Annotated in this window: 20 protein-coding genes; 5 read left to right on the top strand and 15 right to left on the bottom strand. The window is 42.2% G+C overall.

Annotated features, from left to right (window positions below; all coding sequences use genetic code 11):
• Positions 1-205: 205 nt before the first annotated feature.
• From FA954_RS06480 to FA954_RS06465, 4 genes are all read right to left on the bottom strand, one after another.
• Positions 206-907, bottom strand: coding sequence for an N-acetylmuramoyl-L-alanine amidase family protein (locus FA954_RS06480; RefSeq protein ID WP_037997279.1), 702 nt, complete (start codon positions 905-907; stop codon positions 206-208).
• A 232-nt stretch (positions 908-1139) separates the two neighbouring features.
• Complete coding sequence (locus FA954_RS06475) at positions 1140-2087, bottom strand: sporulation protein (protein WP_037997281.1); 948 nt, start codon at positions 2085-2087, stop codon at positions 1140-1142.
• Positions 2088-2093: 6 nt separating this feature from the next.
• Entirely contained in the window at positions 2094-2816 is a 723-nt protein-coding gene (locus FA954_RS06470; protein ID WP_165489738.1) for a thermonuclease family protein, read from the bottom strand.
• A gap of 104 nt (positions 2817-2920) precedes the next feature.
• Entirely contained in the window at positions 2921-3226 is a 306-nt protein-coding gene (locus FA954_RS06465; protein ID WP_037997284.1) for a DUF4870 domain-containing protein, read from the bottom strand.
• 209 nt (positions 3227-3435) lie between these two features.
• Between FA954_RS06465 and FA954_RS13965 the strand changes: the two genes are divergently transcribed.
• The gene (locus tag FA954_RS13965) at positions 3436-3570 is read left to right on the top strand and encodes a hypothetical protein (protein WP_255347204.1); all 135 of its coding nucleotides are present in this window, start codon (positions 3436-3438) and stop codon (positions 3568-3570) included.
• A 278-nt stretch (positions 3571-3848) separates the two neighbouring features.
• Here FA954_RS13965 and FA954_RS06460 read toward each other — a convergent pair whose 3' ends face one another.
• From FA954_RS06460 to dcm, 7 genes are all read right to left on the bottom strand, one after another.
• Positions 3849-4097: a hypothetical protein gene (locus FA954_RS06460; RefSeq protein ID WP_037997286.1), complete on the bottom strand. Its 249-nt coding sequence runs from the start codon at positions 4095-4097 to the stop codon at positions 3849-3851.
• An 883-nt stretch (positions 4098-4980) separates the two neighbouring features.
• A complete protein-coding gene (locus FA954_RS06455) occupies positions 4981-5355 on the bottom strand; it encodes an immunity 22 family protein (protein WP_037997288.1) in 375 nt (124 codons plus the stop codon).
• A 140-nt stretch (positions 5356-5495) separates the two neighbouring features.
• Positions 5496-5642: a hypothetical protein gene (locus FA954_RS13660; protein ID WP_156097753.1), complete on the bottom strand. Its 147-nt coding sequence runs from the start codon at positions 5640-5642 to the stop codon at positions 5496-5498.
• A gap of 3 nt (positions 5643-5645) precedes the next feature.
• A complete protein-coding gene (locus tag FA954_RS06450) occupies positions 5646-5924 on the bottom strand; it encodes a hypothetical protein (RefSeq protein WP_138614938.1) in 279 nt (92 codons plus the stop codon).
• A 357-nt stretch (positions 5925-6281) separates the two neighbouring features.
• The gene (locus tag FA954_RS06445) at positions 6282-6947 is read right to left on the bottom strand and encodes a YifB family Mg chelatase-like AAA ATPase (protein WP_236533743.1); all 666 of its coding nucleotides are present in this window, start codon (positions 6945-6947) and stop codon (positions 6282-6284) included.
• An 888-nt stretch (positions 6948-7835) separates the two neighbouring features.
• Positions 7836-8981, bottom strand: a complete 1146-nt coding sequence (locus FA954_RS06440) for a type II restriction endonuclease (RefSeq protein ID WP_138614936.1) — start codon at positions 8979-8981, stop codon at positions 7836-7838.
• Complete coding sequence (gene dcm, locus FA954_RS06435) at positions 8974-9951, bottom strand: DNA (cytosine-5-)-methyltransferase (protein WP_138614935.1); 978 nt, start codon at positions 9949-9951, stop codon at positions 8974-8976. The genes FA954_RS06440 and dcm overlap by 8 nt, the downstream gene beginning before the upstream one ends.
• Before the next feature lie 124 nt (positions 9952-10075).
• On the opposite strand from dcm, the gene FA954_RS06430 reads away from it, so the two are divergent.
• The 3 genes from FA954_RS06430 to FA954_RS06415 all read left to right on the top strand — a co-directional run bounded on the left by FA954_RS06430 (position 10076) and on the right by FA954_RS06415 (position 13116).
• Positions 10076-10357: a hypothetical protein gene (locus tag FA954_RS06430; protein ID WP_175413179.1), complete on the top strand. Its 282-nt coding sequence runs from the start codon at positions 10076-10078 to the stop codon at positions 10355-10357.
• Between the two features lie 363 nt (positions 10358-10720).
• Positions 10721-12277: a hypothetical protein gene (locus FA954_RS13815; RefSeq protein ID WP_217496815.1), complete on the top strand. Its 1557-nt coding sequence runs from the start codon at positions 10721-10723 to the stop codon at positions 12275-12277.
• An 11-nt stretch (positions 12278-12288) separates the two neighbouring features.
• Positions 12289-13116, top strand: coding sequence for a hypothetical protein (locus FA954_RS06415; RefSeq protein ID WP_138614931.1), 828 nt, complete (start codon positions 12289-12291; stop codon positions 13114-13116).
• An 869-nt stretch (positions 13117-13985) separates the two neighbouring features.
• Here the strand turns inward: FA954_RS06415 and FA954_RS06410 are convergent.
• Genes FA954_RS06410 through FA954_RS06400 form a run of 3 tightly spaced genes read right to left on the bottom strand, consistent with a single transcriptional unit; the run spans position 13986 to position 15789 of the window.
• The gene (locus FA954_RS06410) at positions 13986-14705 is read right to left on the bottom strand and encodes an N-acetylmuramoyl-L-alanine amidase family protein (protein ID WP_138614930.1); all 720 of its coding nucleotides are present in this window, start codon (positions 14703-14705) and stop codon (positions 13986-13988) included.
• The gene (locus FA954_RS06405) at positions 14705-15133 is read right to left on the bottom strand and encodes a phage holin family protein (RefSeq protein WP_138614929.1); all 429 of its coding nucleotides are present in this window, start codon (positions 15131-15133) and stop codon (positions 14705-14707) included. The genes FA954_RS06410 and FA954_RS06405 overlap by 1 nt, the downstream gene beginning before the upstream one ends.
• A 14-nt stretch (positions 15134-15147) precedes the next feature.
• Positions 15148-15789, bottom strand: a complete 642-nt coding sequence (locus FA954_RS06400; RefSeq protein WP_244932713.1) for a PIG-L family deacetylase — start codon at positions 15787-15789, stop codon at positions 15148-15150.
• A gap of 3 nt (positions 15790-15792) precedes the next feature.
• Between FA954_RS06400 and FA954_RS06395 the strand changes: the two genes are divergently transcribed.
• On the top strand, positions 15793-16335 hold the full coding sequence (locus FA954_RS06395; protein ID WP_138614927.1) for a recombinase zinc ribbon domain-containing protein: 543 nt from the start codon (positions 15793-15795) through the stop codon (positions 16333-16335).
• Here FA954_RS06395 and FA954_RS06390 read toward each other — a convergent pair.
• Entirely contained in the window at positions 16332-17228 is an 897-nt protein-coding gene (locus FA954_RS06390; protein WP_138614926.1) for a YifB family Mg chelatase-like AAA ATPase, read from the bottom strand. The two genes, FA954_RS06395 and FA954_RS06390, sit on opposite strands and share 4 nt — an antisense overlap.
• Positions 17229-17347: the final 119 nt, after the last annotated feature.

Genomic DNA, 17347 nt, shown 5'->3' with positions numbered 1-17347 from the left:
TCCACTACCCCCCTGTCTGAACAATTGCTCCATCCTTCATCCGAAGCCTTGTCCAATGGATCTCTTTTCTCTTTCAATATTTTAAAATATTTTATTATAAAAGATCTTATATATGCAAAATAAATATAGTTATTTTTATTCAGAATACCGCTTGGATATGGTGAATAAAATATAAGAAGGAGGAATACATCCTCCTTCCCTTTCTTTAATTCAATTTGTTCAATTGGATTTCATCGGCTCCTTTTCTTACCGCCTCGAGAATGGCTTCCGTGATTTTAGACTCATACGCTGTGTCATAGACCACTTTTCCATTCACCGTAATGCGGTACATTGGTTTCGGTTCCGTTTTTTTCTTTTCCAATCCGTAAATACGGGCAACCCCTTCCACAATGGATTGGGCCAAACCATCAATAAACTTGCCGTCTTTTAATAATTGATTTTCCCTTTCATTGGTGACAAAGAGATTTTCAATCAATATGGCCGCCATCTTTGTATTGCGAAGCACCGCAAAGTCTGCTTGCTTTTTTCCCCGGTCCTTTATTTGGTATTGGGATAAATAATTGGTGATGGTCGAATGCAGTTGATTTTGATAATTCTTGGTTTTGGAAGCGGCATTGGGGTGAATATACGTTTCGAATCCCTCTGCTTGCGAAGAGCTGGCCGAATTGATATGAATTGATAAAAAGAGATCACAGTTTCTTGCATTGGCAAAATCGGACCGCTCATTCAAATCCAGATAACGGTCATCCCAACGGGTCAGGGAAACAGTAACCCCTTTATACTCCCCAAAATAATCATTCATTTTTTTGGAAATTTGAAGAACCACGTCTTTTTCCGCCAATCCATGGGCACTTGCTCCCGGGTCTTTCCCGCCGTGCCCCGGGTCAATCACAACATACACGCTCATCGACATTCCCCCTGAAACAGATTGACAACCACAATATTCAGATAATTCATTCTCCATTAGAATTAATTCTTCATAACAAAAAATAAACCCTTCTACTCCAATTGGAATCTGTTAATCTTAAATTCTATCATTATCATTTTATAATATTCTTTCTTTCGATTTCTTCCACTGTGAACCGCCCGAAAATAAAAAAAGTGATGAATAACCATCGGGTCATTCACCACTTTTTGGATTAATCTTCATCTTCAAAGAAATCTTCCAATGCTTCCAATGCTTCATCATCGTCGTCATCATCGTCATCATCCATCAATCCATCAATCACTTCATTCATGATCATCCCGCCGATCATGCCGGCAGCAAAGCCGCCAATGGCTCCGGCCAACCCGGAAGAACCTTGACTGTGGCTGTGACCGTGACTGTGTTCATGGTAAACCGGTTCATGAGAAAAGCTTCCATGATATCCACCTTGGGCCTCCGCCATTTCGCTCAAAATTTGCTGCAACCGCCCGACCAACTCAGACTCAGGCTCCAATTCTTCATTGGAAATGAAAACTTCCCGCTTGATCTCTTGTTTGCCTCCAAAAGAAGAGTAAAGTTCCAGTTCCAGCAACAACCTGATTCCGTCCGGCTGAACGGCGGCGACAAACTCCAATTCTTCCGCTTGCCCCTGCAAGAAACCGGTCGGGAAAAGTTCAAATTCCTGCACCCGTCCGTTAAACTCCCGGGAGTCATGCTTTTCCCTGAAACCCAATTGGCCCAAAGCGTCGAGCACTTTTTGCAATGGCGCGGGACAAAGGATTTCTATGTAATCGCGATCCTTTTGATCCACCCCGCCGGCAATATCCAAATCAGTGTGAAAATAATAGGTGACGTAGTTTCCTGAAATCAAAAGGTCATAAGGCAATTGATATGCAAACGGAAATTCCCTGGTTTCGCCGGGGCGGATGGTAAATGATTCATAAAAAGGAATCGATGTGATGGTATGAACATGATCCGTATCCCCGTGCCGGATGATGACTTCCAGCTTCACATCAATCTTGTTGATCTTTTGTTCAACCTCGCCACCATGAATGAGCAATTTTCCTTCCACTGTGTCCCCCAATTGGAACCGGCTCTCATCCAGCACCAAATCCACCTTTGCAGCCCCTTTGCCAAACCGGGCCATCAGATCTTTCAACACTTTTTATCACCTTCCCATCATCAATTCATGATACCGATCCCAGCATTCTTTCACCTGACTGCGTTTGCGCTTGTCTTTCATTGCATCCTGCTCGGAATAATAATAAATGATATTGTCCGGTTTGATGTCTTTCACCGCTTCACATCCGATCGGGTGATAAACATCGCTGTTTTTGCTTGCAACAAAAATATTGGTTTCATCTTGTAAAGATTCAACTTTAAATCCGTTTTTCTGGACATACGAATCCCATTGCCAAATGCCGGCTTTCTTACGTTCCGCCTCTTTTTGGGCCTGGTTCAGGTCTTCCAGATACTTGGCTTTTGGATCATCCACATAGGCCACCCGGGCAAAACCGTTTTTCACCAACTCTTCCTGCAACAGTTTGCCGTCCACATGGACATAGGCAAGGAAACGCCCGTACTTGTCTCTTTTGTTCTCTTCCTTTTCCAATTCAATTTGATTGGCTTTTTCGATCAATTGCTTGGTAAATGCTGTGGCTTCCTCTCCGAGCGGTTGTTTTCCCAGCTGAGGATGATTGGTTTCCGGCGTGTCCACCAACAGCAACCGGACGGTCTCCTCTTTATTTTTCAACTTGATTTTAATCGTGTCCCCGTCAATCACGGTGACGGATTTTTTCGGCACTTCCACTTTCTCATCATTTCCACAGCCGGCAGCCATGAGCAACGCAACCAACAAACCCAAAATCGACAGCTTTTTGAAACTCCTCACCATTCCTACTCCTTTTTTCATGATCCAACTGTATATATTTCCATTTGTACTTCTTTTCTAAATTACCACACTCCCGATTAAAAATCAAATTCGGTAAAGAAAATTTAAATCCACTTCTTAATGATCGGATATTGAAACGGACGATTTTGCAACGCACGAATAATGCCCGTCAACGGGACAAACAAAGCCGCCAGTCCGAAAACCACGATGAACGGGAACCCGATCAGAATCCACAATAAATTTGTAGAAATCCATAACAGCGACAAAACGGAACCATGAAAAACCACCGCTTGCAAAGCCAATCTTTTTAATTCCCGGTCACTTCCAAACAAAAACACAATCAACGGCACCAAAATCGGAGCAAACCAGATGCTCGCATGAAGCAACACCCGGATCAACTTCTCATCCATTTCATCACCCCTCCTTAAATGGGCCGACCGTTTTGGACAGCCTATTTGTTTTTCTTTTAAAATCAAATTGCCTGTTTTATTTTACCGAATGTAAAACCCAATTACGAACCCCCCACCAGGTTACTGAAAAATTATAATATTATTTACAAATTGATAAAAATATGTACAATCGATGTTAGGAGTCACGTTCCCGATTGGGGGGAAGCAGCATGCACTCAAAAAAAGACCAGCTCGTCACAGTGATTTGCCACAAATGTAAAACCGAAGTGTGCAAAGCACTTCCCGGCAGCATGGTCCGCTGCCCCAAATGCAAAACCTGGTCCACTGCCGATCTCTCTTACTGATTCTGAAATACGGACAGATATTGATTGCTGCCATCGCTGTGGAAATATCGCAGCGGCACTTGCAAAGTACCGTTTTCAGCAACATCACATAAGAGATCCATTCTGAACATCGAAGACAACCATCTCTGTATGGACGGACAACTCACATAGATCACATTCTCAACACCCTTTTTTCTTCTCTCAAAAAGAGACACCGTGCTGGTGTCTCTTTTTATCATATGTTTTTCACGTCTGAAGGTGCACCCGGCTCCCGCAACATTTGTGCGGTTTCATGGAGTTCACACATTCTTATGAAAAGACTGATCATGAACCAGCCGGTGTTTTTCTTTGGCTTTGACGATTGCAAACAACAAAGGCACCAACAGCGCATTCAGCAAAGTCAGCCCCCCGCAAACGAGAATGGCAACATTCATGTGATAACTGTACAGCCATCCTCCCACCGATCCCCCGAGTGCATCTCCGACGAAAAAAGCGGATTGAGACGGATAAAAAAACGGATCGTAAAACCAAAATGGCAATGACCACAAGGGGCGGGAATTTCACCATCAAAAGCAAAACCACCACACCGGTCAAAATTTGGGATCCGGTAAACAACAGGACTTTTCTGTGATGGATTTTTTCTCCACTAATAAAAAGAGAGACGATCACCCAAACCAACGTGATCACCGCCATGAGGACCCCGACACTGGTAATGGAGAATCCGCTGTTTTTAATGATCACCGGCAAAAAAGGGGTCAACATACTGGTGATCAAACCGCTGATGACCCCCAGCAGGACCACCCCCGCAGACAAAAAAGCATGGTCCCGCCAACACAACCGGATAGGAAAAGGAGGGAATGCCTAACCAAGCGGCAATAAACCCGACCGACACCTCCCCAAAGCGGCCCCGAAAGCGAATTGAAAAAATTTTCTATAATCTAACAGGTCGATCAACCCCAGAGCTAATGGTACCAGTCAATAAGAGGCTTGAGGTACCGGATTGCGTAATTTGACTCTTCTATACCAAACGACACAACAACTAATTCTTCATAACCATAAATCGATGGTGATATCCTGAAAGACATCTTCTTCTAATAATTCCCAATAATCCTCTAAGCCTTTTAAGTTCTAACCATTGCAAAAGGGTAAAAGTTGATTATGGGTTTCAATGAACAGTCAAATCACAAACTTCTTTAATCCACTTTTCAGTGGGATCCTCTTCATCCAAGTCTCTTACTCCTTCTGATCCCAAATCGTTACCCGAAAGACCATATTTCAGCAACTTCGTGGCATATCTTACCCGCCAGGAAAATTGTTATTTCACATCCAAGGTTAACGCCTTTTGAATTCCTTTCCATGTGAAGTGATCCATGGTGTTGGGGTTGTCCCTGTAAACGGAATCACAATGCTTTAAATGGGAACATTATTCATTTACATATATGGTAACGCCCCCAAAAACCGAAACCGATTTGTTTCTTTTACGGTTCCATCATAGGCAAAGTTATAAAGTAAAATAACTGAATTCACTTCTTGATCCAGATACTCACCGCAAATCCCGATAAATCCAGGAATTATCTTTTCATCATATGAAAACCCCTTAAGAATAACTCTCAAATCATTTGATGGTTCATTGTAAAACTCCACTTCTAAAAAATCTTCATCGTAATATTCAATGCTAAAATCCTTTTCAAATTGCGAATTAACCCAATCCCCGTCCTCTGTATAACTTTGCATCACATAGCTTTCCAGCTCTTCAAACGAACTTACGTCACCAATGAACATGGATACATATCCTTTTTTCTCCAAAAAATTTTCCTCCTCAATTTTTATCTTTCCCGCTGAAGATGATGGGTTTGTGAAATCCAAACGCTAAGATATAAAAGAACCAAAAAAGGGCGATATAGCTCTTTATCGCCCAACAAAATCCTCTTTCCGGATCAGAGCATTTACATTAAAGTCCGTTTGAAATCCTCATCCATCTCAAATGCTTCTTTCAATATTTCCCTTAAATCATCATAATTGCGGAATCCGGCTGCTCTGAAACGTTCGTCTGTACCATCCAATAACTGCTTTAACCTAGTCCCATGGATCACCAATCAGCAACTCCCCATCCATTCGGACCACCGGATAAAATCCAAAAGAGCATAGCTGAGAGAAATATTGAATTTAAATTGAAAAGGAGGGTATTCCTCCACAATTTGAAAGAAATTTTCCCTTTTATCGTTACGGGCCGGATAACCCAATTCATTATCATAATCAAATTCTTCGTCAAAGTCATATTTCGCAGACATATTTTTGTACCTGTTAATAAAATCAATCTTCTCCAATGCTGCCCTGATCTCCGGTGCCAATTGCATTTCTGGTGGTATCTGCATGATTCATTCCTCTCTGCTTTATTTCCATTCCATATTTATATTGGCCAAATCCATCAAACCACTTTTGTGCTCCTGGATGGTAGAGCAGGATTTTTATGATGTTGCAACATGAGGTGGCACCCCAGCCGGCTTGAATTGCTTGTGAGTTTGCTTTGATATGGAGCCGCTTTGATTAACAAGCGGAGAGTGTGTCAAAACAGACACCCAACTCCGCTCTCCATCCGACGTTCATCGAACTGAGGCACACGAGTTTTTGAGAATTCGGCTTGGGAAGCCCGCCGTCATTCGTTGTTCACTGATAATCCCCGGACACGCGATAAGCCTTTTTTTTCGCATAATCCCTTTGTCTAAGATAAATCACTCCCAAAACTTCCGGTCCAGGCTCCGGTACTGGATCGCTTCGGCAATATGGGCAGGCCCGATGTTTTCTTCTCCTGCCAAGTCGGCAATGGTGCGGGCCACCTTGAGGATACGGTCATGTGCCCGGGCACTCAAACCGAGGGTTTCAAAAGCCTGCTTCATCAGCCGGAGCGACGCCGGATCCAACTTGCAGTATTTGCGGATATCGGCTGTGCTCATGGTGCTGTTGGTTTTCGTTTCGCTTCCCCGGAAACGTTCCTGCTGTCTTTTTCGCGCCTGGTTTACCCGTTTTCGGATGGAAGCGGAGGATTCTCCGCTTTCCCCTTTGCTCAATGTTTGAAAATCCACCTTCGGTACCTCGATGTGAATGTCGATCCGATCCAGCAAGGGACCGGAAATTTTGGACCGGTATCGCTGCACTTGGTGCGGGGTGCAGGTGCAACTGCGATCCTCTTCATAACCAAAAAAACCGCATGGACACGGGTTCATGGAAGCGACCAGCATAAATTCCGCCGGATAAGTGTAAACCGCTCTTGCCCTTCCCAAGGTGACGGTCCCGTCTTCCAAGGGCTGCCTGAGCACTTCCAGCACCGTTTTGGAAAACTCCGGCAATTCATCCAGGAAAAGAACACCCTGGTGCGACAAGCTGATCTCACTAAGCATTATGAAACAACACAAAGAACAACGGACGTTTAAAAAGCCGAACATCATTTTTGCTGCAAGTCCGACTCTTACCTATACTTTTTTCCAAAATCAATTCTCATTCCCTCCTCGATGAAGCGACTTATTTGATTAAGTAAAATACTTCTGGCTTTAAGTGAAACCGACTAGCGAGAATATGGACACTTTGAATCGATACTTGAACATATTAAAAAGCAGCCCAAAAACCTAATGGGCTGCTTTCATTTATTTGATGGTTCTTCAATGCCTCATAGATAATTCATAAACGCCGTTTAGTATAGCTCCTCTAAACTTAGCGATGGGGTTTCAGTACCTTATAGGTAGTTCATAAACAGAAAGCGAAAGAATATTTTGGAGGCTTTAGAGAGATGTTTCATACCTTATAGGTATTTCATAAACGCTGCAAAAGCGTGATGGTTGCCTTTTTTGAGTTTGTCAGTTTCAATACCTTATAGGTAGTTCATAAACCAAATGGCGGTTTCGGAATATGATGGAGAACCTTTTGGTTTCAATACCTTATAGGTAGTTCGTAAACCTGGACAATGCGACCGGGCGGATCGAATCGGAGTCATTGTTTCAATACCTTATAGGTAGTTCATAAACAGCGTCAGGGCAAGGGAAGCCACGAAATCTGGGTACAGTTTCAATACCTTATAGGTAGTTTATAAACCCCTAAACTCCGCAAAAACTCTACGTTTCTCATTTTACCCTTTTTTATACCAAAATGAAAGAAAATCTCCAAACCCTTGATAAAACTAAAAAATTATTGTCGTCGATCCCCAAGGATTTTTGCACTACTGGAGGTCGACGACTTATTTAGGAAGATAATTAGCTAAGTTTAAGTAATAGATAGTAGACAATATCTACATATTAGACTTCGTATTTCTCCCTCATCTGTTCAATAAATGTTTTAAAATCAATTAAATAACTTCTATATTCGATAGGATAATTGCCATGCAAATATTTGGGTACTACTAATTGAACCTTCTCCGCCTTCATTTCCTCTAACTGATTTTTACTAATACCTTGTTGCAAAGTTAGTAAATGTTTCACTGGAATTCTATCAGCTTCATTAAGAATTTGTCTCCATCTATCCTTACAGGTTGTTTTAGCTCCTAGAAAAGTAAGTTTTTTCTCATCAAACATGATATTTGCATAAGCATCATTAGATGGAAAAATAAAATCTGGTCTTTTATTTCCTTCAGTTTTGCCTGGATGATCAAAAGGTATTTTATATTGCCTAAGAATGTAATCAATATGATGTTCTAGTGATTTCCCGGCCCGACTTTTACGACGATTTAATAAAGTATTTGCAAATGAAATCAGTTGATCAATATCATAAAAAGGTGTCGTTAATTCTTTCTTATATATGACTTTCTCTAATGCATTAAATATTTTGTATTCGATTTCAACCCATTTTATCAATGTTTTATCTGGATCATCACGCCTTTCACGATAAAACTCCCTTGACTTTAATGCAACTTCAATAGTAGGTGGAAACTCAGTAAACAAACTAGCAAATGAATTTATTTTCTTTTCTAACTGAGTTTCTTCGTTTTCATCTACACCAAATACAGCATTGTTTTGAGTTAGTGATATTGAAAAAGTATTCAGGAATGTTTCTATATCTTCTTCTTTTTTCAAAATAAATACATAATAGTCATCTTCAGATGCTCTTACCATTATAAAAAGATTTCCCAATTCTTCTGCTCTGTCAAACGGAGAATGAGCCCAAAATCTTGTAATCCTGTATTCCTTTCTTGTTTCACGCCCATACCAAATAACCCTTGCTTGTATCGGTGGATAATCGCCTTCTAAAAAAATGTTAATTAATCTGTCTTTATTTTCACCTTTCCGCCCCTCTTTATCGAAAAAAAGAGGGGCGGCTTTTTTTGGTATGTATATTCCTTCCTGATGACTTCTAGGATTTAATCCTACATCGTTTAATGCTAAAAATTTGCAAAAAAATCGGCCGAATTTTTCAGCCGTTTCAATAGCAACATTAACATTATGCATTATGTTCTTTTTCCTTTCTGTCTTTTATAATGTTAATGTTTTTTTGTAAAGCATCTATCATGTTTTTTGCTATTTTTTCAACAACTGGTACAGCTACTGAATTCCCAAACTGCTTATATGCAGCAGTATCTGATACCACTATTTTAAAATCTTCCGGAAAACCTTGCAATCTGGCGCATTCTCTTGGAGTAAGCCTCCTAGGATTCTTTCCCTCCTGAGGAATCAATATTTCCGAACCATCTTTATAATAACGAGCAGATAAAGTTCTAGAGTAGCTATCCAAATTTACGAGTCCATAGCCAAATCCGTTGCCTTTTGCACGGTGTTTTTCAGCATATGATTGCAAATATGACCAAAGCTTATCAGATAGTGTATATTTTTCATCAACCTCTGGTTCCAGAATTGATTTAATAGATGGCCCCTCTTTTGGTAATTTCGGAAATTCAAAATGAATTGGTTCCCTAAAACCAACTATGTAAATCCTTTCACGATGTTGAGGGACTAGACCTTTTGCATCCAATACTTCATGATAGACTGTATAACCTAATTCATTTTCAAGCACATTCATAATAATACGAAATGTCCTACCCTTGTCATGTGAACGCAGATTTTTTACATTTTCAAGAAAAAATGCTTTAGGTTTCTTATTGTGAATAATTTTGGCAATTTCAAAAAACAATGTACCTTGTGTTTCATCTGCAAATCCATGCGCTTGACCCAGTGATTTCTTTTTTGAAACACCTGCAATCGAAAATGGTTGACAAGGGAAGCCTGCCAATAAAATATCATGTTCAGGAATCTGATCATGAACTTCGCGAATATCACCAGCAGGTTTCTCGCCAAAGTTAGCATAATAAGTTTCTTGTGCTTTAACATCCCACTCGGATGAAAATACACAACGTCCTCCTACCCTTTCAAATGCGATTCTTATACCTCCAATACCTGCAAACAAATCTATAAATGTGAACATACTATACCCTCCAAAACACTGCTTGGTCTATTATAACATAACAATTTTATGAAAACCCTACTATATGGTAAATTGTATAAAGGGTTTGTGACGTGTAATCTAATTGGGTGATAGGATGAAGAGAGTGGTTATTTATTGTCAGCAACAAAAAAATGTAGAAATTATTATAAACGAACTCATTGAATATGTTAAGAAACAAAATTGGGAATTAGTAACGGGTGTAGTTGAGAATTTAAATTCTAGCGACGGACTATTTGAAATCATAAATATGATACACGAAGTAGACGCCATCCTTATTTATAAGAAAAACATAACAGATGAATTCAATCTCCAATTGTTATCCGAATTAGCGAGGCAAGAAAAAATAGAAATTATTGACTTTATTAGAACCAATAAATCCAAGTAGGTATAAATATGTTCATCAATAACACTTTATCAACACAAAGCCATTCGCCAACCAGTTTAACTGTAGTATTACGAAGATCAATTTCTAAATGTAACAAATTTTCCAGTTATAATCTAGACTAAAAAACTTGAAATTAAAAAAAGAATCCAACTATAATACCAAAAGTAGATGAGTCAATAGGTTTTGGGACAGTGTTGGCTTCTGCCATTCCTGTCCTATTTTTCTTCCAAATTAATTTAATGAAGGGAGGAGAAGTCGCCTTGGGTAACGAAGCCAATCGGTGCTTGTTCCCAAGCGTAACCTATGCGTCAATTCTATCGAACCCTTATCATCTTGTTGATCGCTTACGTGGGATTGGGTATTTTGGGTGTTGGAACGGTACATGCCACAGGTGGCTTTGACGTTCCAGAGGTAAACGATCAATTCGATCAGTTCAAGCAAACCCCACCCCAAAAGCAGGAACTTCCCTCTCCACCATCCGTTGAGGAAAAACAAGGTTTCTTGGACAAAGTCACCCAGCCATTCAAAAGCGCGTGGGAATGGACAACGGACAAGATCTCCGACTCATGGGAATGGACGAAGGAAAAAACGTCCGCCCTGAGGGATTGGTTTGTGGGCGTGTTGTCCAAGATCACCGAAGTGGTCGTGGATACCCTCGCCGCCGCTTGGGATTGGATCAAAGCGAATTACAAAAAAATCATTGTGCTGCTATTAATCATCGTATTGGTTGTTTTTGCCGTTTGGTTAATTTCAACAGCAGCTGCCTTAATTGCAGCCGGATCATCACTCACCATTTTGTCTTTTACGATCTCCCCCCAAATTCTATCCTTCGTTGGTTATGGAATATTACTTGGTGGGGGTTTTGGCGGACTCACTTCATGGCTTTCGGGCAATGAATTTATGAGCATGGAGATGCTGACCGATACATTGTTTGGATGCATTGCCGGAGGAATCGGGGGACTTTTTGGAGAGCTGATCGGCGGTGCCCGTTTCGTAACTTGGCTCGGCAGCAAAATCCCGTGGCTGCCTACTGTAGTTAAAGGATCTGTGGGCGCGGGAGTTGAGCAAAGCGTATTTGATTTTTTTAAAACAGGAAAAATCAACGTTAAAAATACGTTAATCGCAATTGGTGTCGGCGGGCTGCTTTCATACGGAGGATGGCTCTTCTCAAATAACTTTGATTCGATTGTGACCAGCATTAACAAAATCAGTTTGCCGACTGTCAAGATGCAAGTTTTAGCATCCGCAGGTAGCAACCTACCATTCCCTTCGATAAAATTTGGCCAAACCAAGATAGAAGATACCCAGTTCGGTGCTTGGTTACAGAAGTTTGCATCGAATGGTAAAGGTAGTGGATCCAAAGGACCAGAGACTCCCAATGTGGAAAAATATACGATTGAAGTCAAAACACCTAAGCAAATTGATCCCAGGGGCCCTAAACCTGAATGGTTTCCTGAATTTAAACAGGAAGAGATCGCGCTGAAGACCTATGAAAGATTAAGGTCGACCGGATTGGATAAGGAGGAGATCGATACATTTGCTAAAAATACAGGACTTAGTGTAGAAGAGGCAAAACAATTAAAATCACACTTGTTTTTGACGGAACATGTCAACTTGGCAGAAGAGAACGGGAAGTATTATTACAAAGGATATTTTAATCCAGATATTCACATTGCATATGGGTGGGAACAAGCTCTGAAAAGGGAACTGACACCAGATGAAAAAGCTTGGTTCCGACAATTGGCTGATCATGAACTGGCAGAAAGCAAAATGATGCAAGAAGGGATGCCTTATCGGGATATTCAGTCTTTTGAGCCTGGTAAAGGGTTTACCAAAAACCCACCAGGTGCTCATGATCTGGCTCCAGCCCAACCAGGAGATTTTCCAGGATTTAAACCAAATTTAAGATTGATATTTTGAGGTGGGAGAAAATGGGGAAATTCTTTGAAGCTGCGAGAAGTCGAATTCGTATGATTAATTGGGATTATGAAGATGTATATAGGCCTTCACATGAATTATTACTTAAGGAATATATCCGAAGAGGTAATCAGTTTTTGGATTTTATTAATAAAAATCCTGATCGAAGAATTGCGGTTTTTAGTGCATCTGATGCAATAGACGCTAATTTGCCTATAGATATTGAAGAATACTGCACGGAATTAAACGAAATATATGGGACTGCATATTCAGTTTGTACGTTTTATCTGGAATGGGCTTACTTGTTAGACCAAGAGGAGCCCGTAGCCCTTAAATTTTATGATCTGTATGAACCAATCATAAAATTGTATGAAAGGGGCGGGAGAATTAGTTACAGAGAAAATTTTCTCATGTGTGGGTCTTCTGAGTGGCCTCGAAATTCTGCGCGAATTCTTCGTGATATACCTCCAATTGATATCCAGGATGAAGCCTTGGAAAAATTTGATCGCGAGTGGTTTAAGGAAAAAATAACGAACGAAGTGATGAAATATGACGCAGGAGGCCAAAGGGTCGAAAAATTGGTCACCTACATCTTGGAGCGATTAAGAGATTACAGTCATACTTCCAGCAAAGAGATCATGATCAAGGTTGAGTTGGCTCGTTGGCTGATGAAACATGGAAATCGAGCCGTTCACTACTTAGGAGAAATTCAAAAGGAACTAATGGAATTCACGATTGACAAGAATTTGGAAAAGTGGTTGCCAGAAGAGGAAAAGAAGAATCTGGCTTCAAACATTAAGCAAACATTGGAAGATCTGAAACGCTTGAATTTGGAAACATAATCGAATGAACCACTGTTCAGTTAAGCGGGGGTTTTTGATTGAACTAAAATGAAATGAATCTAGTACGAAATCCCGTGTAAATTACCTCGGTCAGAAAAGTCGGCGCTTAACCGATGCGTATGACTTTGGGTCGGGGTTTTTCTTTAGCTTTCCCCCATTCTAGTTGTTCGGTCATGTCACGATACTTTCTTCCGCTTGCCCACTTTTCTCCCATGAGAAGCTCCAACCACAAAACCTCCTATGGTTATTGTATATATTGGAGGTTCACAGACTTTTCCGTTACACAAGAAATCTTATCGAGCGGATTGCAAATGCCCATTAAAAAACATTAGGTTAAGACCCTCTCCGATCACCCTGTGTGAGTCTTTTTGCTTTTAGACGCAGACTCTGACGATAATCCCCTTCCTTTCTGCTTGCGAATGTTTGTTTGAGCAAATAAAAAAAGGGCCATCCCCGAAGGGAGGCCCATAAATTTTGAACAATGTTCTTAGTTTGTGATAATGAAAATCGCAACAATAATTAATACGAGCCCAATCACAATTGAGAAGATACTTGTAAAATACCAAGGCAATTCTTTTAACAAAGCCAATAAGATATCGCCAAAAGTATAACCGTACTTTCTAGTTTTCCTATGTTTTTTTTCATTATAGATAAAACCGTATAACATAAAAAAAATACCAAGAGTCAAAATAATGATCTGAGGCCAATTCAATCCGATCGCTCCTTACCATTCTGCGCTTGTGTAACAAGGATTTTCTTCTTTCTTTATTAGAAGATAGCCAGCCGTAGTGGCCAGCTATTTCTGATTTATTTTTCTTCAATGTGCTATTCGATCGCACAATTGTCAACGGGAGTAATTCGAATCACACTTAATCTCGTTGAAACATTTCAATCTTCTTCACTTGCTTGTTTACAGCATCTTCGACAGCTTGTGTGATTTTCGAGACATAAGCAGTATCTACAACGAATTTTCCATCTGCAAAGATACGATACATCGGTTTCGGTTGCGGCTGGGTCTCGGGAACATAGCGCACGCCGAAATACTCGCAAATTCCTTTGGCCGTCGCGACCGCAAAGGCTTTCTGCACTTTCGGATCGATCATTTGCGCCGCTTCGTCCAATCCCGGATCATCCATGAAACCATACTCAATCAATACGGCAGACATGCGGGTTTCACGCAGGACATGGAAGTTGGCGGTTTTCACGCCGCGGTCTTTACGCTTTACGCCGGATGCCATCAAGTGGCGATGGATGATTTGGGCAGCTTTCTGGCTCTTGGTGCTTCTGGGGTAGTGGAAGGTTTCAAGACCTTCCCCACCTCCGGCATTGTAATGGCAGCTCACATAGAGATGTGCCCCGGCGCTGTTTGCTTTTCTAGTCCGTTCGCTCAATGGCGTGTCAGCATCGGTTGGTGCGACCAAGAGAGTGCGGAACCCACAGCGGCGCAGCTCCACATCCAAAAACTTCACTACTTCGCGATTGAATTCATTTTCCTTGATGACTCGACCGCCCAATCGCGGAATCGGCGGCGTGCGTTTTCCAGGTGTTTCTTGACCATGACCATCACACAATGCGATCAAGTATGCCATCAGTGATCACGCTCCTTGAGGTAGTTGTTTTTGTTGTTAGATTTTTCGCGGAGAGCTTGAACCGCTTCCCTCATCCCATCAGGTAAAGGAACTCCGGCTTTCCCCGCGTTTTCCAAAATAGAAAGAATCTCATTGACCAAATAGAAAGTGACGGCTCCGTCCCTAAAGACGTTACCGCCACCTAAGATTTGATCCGCCATATGAGCCACGGCCACCACACAAAAAATACCCACTTTTCGCGCTATCCCTTGCAAACCCACACGGCTGTTTAGCCGTTTCTCCGATGTTGCCGCAATGATCCCTGTCGCATAGTCAATCATAACAAAGATGAGCAGGGCTTTTGTGGACATATCCCATCCTCCAATCAAATATGAGAACGCCCCACCCGCAAAAGCGATTGAGGTTTTAATGATATTGGCAGCTTCCAATTTGATCACATCCTTCATTGATTCGCTAAATGGAGATAGTGAAACGAATTCGCCGTGAATTTGTCAAACTGTCCGGCAACCGAGTGATAGCCAACCGCATACGCTCCAAGACTCGGCGCCCAGGCAGCGTAACAGCGGCAAGCGTTGATGGCCTTCTGTTTGATTGTGTCGTCCGTGGGCACATCCTTCCATCCACCGTCTGGAATTGCTGCCCCGCGGTTTTCATAGTCCGTCCGCGTCGCCATACTGATGATGAATCGAACATTGTATTGGATACGTCCGTCATTGTACAGATCCAAGAGGGCTTGCCCTACCGCGGCATGGTCTGGGTGGATGTCATGATAGCTCAGGGTATAGTGGTCAGCGTCTGGATACAGATCGATATATTTTTCGATGACCGCTTTGGCTTCGTCATAGGTCAATGTTTCCCCCGTCGTGGGATCGTCCAGATATTCAATGTGGCGGTTCTCAACAGGAACCCCCAATTGCCCGCAAGCGTGGTGGAATTCATTGATGCGAGCTTCGGCCAACGTCTCTTTGGTAAGCAGTTCATATCCTTCAATCTCAAGATTGTGGGTCGCCTTCCAATAACCGCTATACGTCACCCCATTGATGGCATCGAGGGCACCCGTCACCCGCCCATGTGTCATCAACACCACATGAGTTGGACGGCCAGCGGCCACGTGTTCTATTATCGATGCGCTGGCAGATACAACACCGGAATATGTGATGCTCCCGGCATTTCTGAAACAAAAATAGAAAAAGCATTATTCAATTCACTAGAAATGATCATAGAAGAAATACCGGAACCGCCTGAGCCAACAGACAATGATCCTAAAAAAGAAATGGAACGAATTGAAAAGGAAATCGAACAAATTAAAAAGAGGCGGAAAAAGTGGCAAGAGGCATTTGCTGCCGATGTCATCACGCTGGATGAACTGAGGGAACGAACAAAAGAAGATGGTGAACGGGAGAAACAATTAAAAGAAGAATTATTAATGATTTCTCAGCGCTTACCTGTCGCCCATATATCAAAAGAAGAATTTCAACAAGCGATAAAGGATATAAGCAAGGTTTGGGAACATGCTACCAGAGGCGAAAGAAAAGAATTGCTTCACTCGATTTTTAAGCGGATTGTGGTGAATAAAGAAGGGTCTGGCAATAATAGCAAGGCCATCATAACGGATTATGAACTGTCTTAGTGTTGTTTCATCAAGCTAGGTTCTCCCGGCCTGGGAACGGCTCCGCCACCGATCAAACCGGCGCTGGAAATCGTATGGTGGGGAGACCGGAACGGGCGAAAGCGGATCAATCTTCCCTTTTCCTTGATATATCCGGCAATGCTGTATATTTTCGTCACTTCCAAGGACTCTTCCAAATCCATCGGCGGCAGAATGGTGGGAATTCTTTTGGCCAGCATGGTTTTGCCTGAACCGGGCGGACCGATCAACATCAGGTTATGCCCTCCGGCAGCGGCCACTTCCATGGCCCTTTTCACATGGGCCTGCCCTTGGACATCCGAAAAGTCAGCCAAAAAATGTTCCGGTTCTTCTTCTGTTTCGCCGGACACTTCCGGAGGGCTCCATTCTTGGCGCAAATAACCGATCGCCTGCTTCAAGGAATCCACCGGCACGATTTTCATCCCGTCCACCAGTGCCCCTTCCCCCGCATTCCGGCTTGGCAGAATCACTTCCGTAAAACCCGCTTTTTTGGCTGCCATAACCATCGGCAACACCCCACTCAAAGGGCGAAGCCCTCCTTCCAATGACAACTCGCCGATCAATAACAAGCGATCCAGTTGCTTCCCTTCCAATTGACCGCTGGCCGCCAACACACCAATGGCAATCGCCAGGTCAAATCCGGCCCCTTCCTTTTTCACGTCAGCCGGGGCTAGGTTGGTGGTGATCCGCTGCAGCGGAAACGAAACCCCGCTGTTTTTTAACGCAGCCCGGACACGTTCTTTGGACTCGCGAACGGAAGAATCCGGCAACCCGACAATATCAAAGACAGGAAGCCCGTTGCTGATATCCACTTCCACTTCGACAATCAACCCGTCGATGCCCATCAAACTGGCACTGTATAATTTGCTGTACATTTTTTCACCCCCGCCCTGTTTCTCACTTTGCGACAAACCAACTCTATTTTTTCATATTTTACTATATTTTGACAATCCATCGCTTTCTTTCGTCTTTCTCCACAAGAATACAAACGAAT

This window comes from Thermoactinomyces vulgaris (assembly GCF_005886755.1).
Taxonomy (GTDB): Bacteria; Bacillota; Bacilli; order Thermoactinomycetales; family Thermoactinomycetaceae; genus Thermoactinomyces; species Thermoactinomyces vulgaris.
This window is presented reverse-complemented; position numbering and strand designations above follow the sequence as displayed.

Coding starts and splice junctions, on each gene's coding strand:
- FA954_RS06480 (WP_037997279.1), bottom strand. CDS start 907: ATGAGCGTGTATGTTGTGATTGACCCGGGGCACGGCGGGAAAGACCCG.
- FA954_RS06465 (WP_037997284.1), bottom strand. CDS start 3,226: ATGGATGAGAAGTTGATCCGGGTGTTGCTTCATGCGAGCATCTGGTTT.
- FA954_RS13965 (WP_255347204.1), top strand. CDS start 3,436: ATGCACTCAAAAAAAGACCAGCTCGTCACAGTGATTTGCCACAAATGT.
- FA954_RS06450 (WP_138614938.1), bottom strand. CDS start 5,924: ATGCAGATACCACCAGAAATGCAATTGGCACCGGAGATCAGGGCAGCA.
- FA954_RS06445 (WP_236533743.1), bottom strand. CDS start 6,947: ATGCTTAGTGAGATCAGCTTGTCGCACCAGGGTGTTCTTTTCCTGGAT.
- FA954_RS06440 (WP_138614936.1), bottom strand. CDS start 8,981: ATGCATAATGTTAATGTTGCTATTGAAACGGCTGAAAAATTCGGCCGA.
- dcm (WP_138614935.1), bottom strand. CDS start 9,951: ATGTTCACATTTATAGATTTGTTTGCAGGTATTGGAGGTATAAGAATC.
- FA954_RS06415 (WP_138614931.1), top strand. CDS start 12,289: ATGGGGAAATTCTTTGAAGCTGCGAGAAGTCGAATTCGTATGATTAAT.
- FA954_RS06410 (WP_138614930.1), bottom strand. CDS start 14,705: ATGGCATACTTGATCGCATTGTGTGATGGTCATGGTCAAGAAACACCT.
- FA954_RS06395 (WP_138614927.1), top strand. CDS start 15,793: ATGAGTTGGACGGCCAGCGGCCACGTGTTCTATTATCGATGCGCTGGC.
- FA954_RS06390 (WP_138614926.1), bottom strand. CDS start 17,228: ATGTACAGCAAATTATACAGTGCCAGTTTGATGGGCATCGACGGGTTG.